This window comes from Pseudomonadales bacterium (assembly GCA_013215025.1).
Lineage (GTDB): Bacteria > Pseudomonadota > Gammaproteobacteria > Pseudomonadales > DT-91 > DT-91.
Map to the genome: position 1 here is coordinate 1 of JABSRR010000241.1, position 3,048 is coordinate 3,048.

The 3,048-nt window shown below is 50.5% G+C and carries 2 protein-coding genes; both read left to right on the plus strand.

The window, feature by feature from the left end:
• Positions 1-907, plus strand: a 907-nt coding sequence (locus tag HRU21_12415; protein ID NRA43093.1) for a hypothetical protein, incomplete at its 5' end; no start/stop codon positions are given.
• A gap of 210 nt (positions 908-1,117) precedes the next feature.
• On the plus strand, positions 1,118-3,048 hold a 1,931-nt coding region (tkt, locus tag HRU21_12420; protein NRA43094.1), incomplete at its 3' end, for a transketolase.

Here is a 3,048-nt window from a genome sequence, read left to right on the forward strand (position 1 = left end):
ATGCTTGCTTGGCTTCGCAGGCTTAGGCCGGTGGTTTTGGGGTTCGGCTGAATGGCTGAATAATGCAAAGCTGACTGAATCGTCAGTAAATCTAGCTGCCAAGCATGATGCAGCGGCAGGCATCAGTGCTGACAAATCGCGGCTAACGGTAAAAACTTCGCGTCACGCTGAATCGGCGAAATACCTGCGGCTGAAGCACGCTTTATCAACAAGCTCGGTGCGCGGCTCAATTCCTGATCGTCCAATTTTGCGCAACCCTGGCGCGGCGTTTCAAGCAGCGCCGGCCTGGACACTGTATTTTAACTATTTATACAGCTTACGCTCAGAATTTAATGAGGCTGAATTGATCGCTATTTTGCGCTTTGATGTTGCCAAGCATTATCCTGCACATTTCGTTCAGCCTGTCGCTGATTTGTTTCAGCGCTTTCTTCGCTACAAGAAGCAGCTGGCGGTGGAGTATGATGCGCTGAGTGAACAGGATGTCGATTATTTTATGCTTCAGCCCAGCGCATACGGCGAGTTCAAAGCCACCTTACAGCAGGCGCATTTTTCCTCAGAGGAACAGCAGCAATTGTTTCAAGCGCACGAAGTCTCGATGCAGCAACTGCCACGTGCGCAATTTGCGTTTGAAACCTATCAGCAATTTCTGACAGATAACTCTCGCGCTACTGAACTATATGGCTCAGAAGCGGCGATACGGCTCGAGCAGCTGAAGCGAAATCGGCAGCGTTGGGATCAGCGTCTGCGTGAGTATGCGCAGATCAAAGACAGCTTGCTGTCGAATCAAGAAATCGATGAGATTAGTCGTCTGCAGCAGCTGAGCAGTTTGTTAGCAGACAATTTCAGTCCGCTTGAGCAAAAGCGCGTGCAGGCTCTGGAAGCAGCTGGTTATTTGCTCAAGTTTTGAGCCTAGCGGCACTGCTCAGCTGTTCTGCGGCGCTGAGTATTGAAGTTTTTCAGCTTAACCGCCTCAAGCTAGCCCGCCTGCAATGCAAAACACTCTGTATTCATCAGTTTATGGCGCTTTTTTGCACAAATGATTGCGCTTGCTATCGAGCTGTAAGACAATACGCCGTTTTTTCAAATCGGCATATTTTTGCCATTATCGGAGCCGCTCATGCCAGCACGTAATCAACTCGCGAACGCGATTCGCGCCCTTTCTATGGACGCTGTCCAGCAGGCTAAATCAGGACATCCTGGTGCCCCTATGGGTATGGCTGATATTGCCGAGGTGTTGTGGAATGATTACCTCAGCCACAACCCGGCCAATCCCGACTGGGCCAATCGTGATCGTTTTGTATTGTCTAACGGTCATGGCTCGATGCTGATTTATGCCTTGCTGCACCTGTCAGGTTATGACTTGCCGATCGAAGAAATCAAAAATTTTCGTCAGCTACATTCAAAAACCCCAGGCCATCCTGAATATGGCTACGCGCCGGGTATTGAAACCACCACTGGGCCTTTAGGTCAGGGCATTAGCAATGCCGTTGGTATGGCGCTGGCAGAAAAAGTGTTGGCGGCACAGTTTAACCAAGCTGAGCATCAGATTGTTGATCATTTTACCTATGTATTCTTGGGCGATGGCTGCTTGATGGAGGGCATTTCACATGAGGCATGCTCGCTGGCCGGCACCTTAGGGCTTGGCAAGTTGATTGCATTTTATGACGACAATGGTATTTCTATCGACGGCGAGGTTGAAGGTTGGTTTACCGATGATACGCCAAAGCGATTTGAGGCGTATGGCTGGCAGGTGATTGCTGATGTCGATGGGCATGACTCTGCTGCTATTGCTGCTGCGATTGAGGCTGCGCGCAGCGATAGCGACCGACCGACTATGATTTGCTGTAAAACCATTATCGGTAAAGGCTCGCCTAATAAGCAAGGTAAAGAAGATTGTCACGGCGCTCCGCTGGGTGATGAAGAAATTGCCTTGGTGCGCGAAACGCTCGGATGGTCGAGTGCGCCGTTTGAAATCCCTGATGACATATATGCCGGCTGGAATGCGGTGGCTAAAGGCCAAGCGGCTGAAAAAGCCTGGGCGCAGCAATTTGCGGCCTATCAGCAAGCTTACCCGGAGCTGGCTGCAGAATTTAATCGCCGCATGGCGGGTGACCTGCCAGCTGACTTTGCCGAAAAAGCAGCAGCCTATATTCAACAATGCCAAGAAGATGGTGAGAAACTTGCCTCGCGTAAGGCTTCACAAAATACTTTAAACGCTTATGGCCCTTTAATTCCTGAGCTATTGGGCGGTTCGGCCGATTTGGCAGGATCTAACTTAACCCTGTGGTCCGGCTCAAAAGGCGTAGAGAAGGACGATGCCTCGGGTAACTATATATACTATGGCGTGCGTGAATTTGGCATGAGTGCAATGATGAACGGTATTGCCCTGCACGGCGGTTTTGTTCCCTATGGCGCAACCTTTTTGATGTTCATGGAATATGCGCGAAATGCGGTACGCATGGCCGCGTTAATGAAACAGCGTAGCATTTTTGTCTACACCCACGACTCGATTGGCCTGGGTGAAGATGGCCCAACGCATCAGCCCGTTGAGCAGATGTCTAGCCTGCGTCACACGCCAAACTTAAATACCTGGCGGCCATGTGACACAGTTGAATCTGCGGTCGCTTGGAAATCGGCATTGCTTACCGATGACCGCCCAAGTGCCTTAATTTTTTCACGCCAAGGTCTGCCTTGCATGCCACGCTCAGCAGAGCAGTTAGCTAATATTGAGCGCGGTGCGTATATATTGAAAGAGTCGGCCAAGTCGCCGGAACTGATTTTGATTGCTACCGGCTCGGAAGTTGAGCTAGCCATGAATGCTGCGAAAGAGCTTGAAGATGCGGGTAAGCAAGTGCGTGTCGTGTCGATGCCCTCAAGCGATCTGTTTGATCAGCAAGATGCCGCGTATAAAGAACAGGTCTTGCCATCCGATGTGCTGCCAAGAATTGCGGTGGAAGCAGGCATTGCTGACTTTTGGTATAAATACGTTGGCCTTGATGGTCGTATTATTGGCATGGATACCTTTGGTGAATCAGCTCCAGCGGCAGA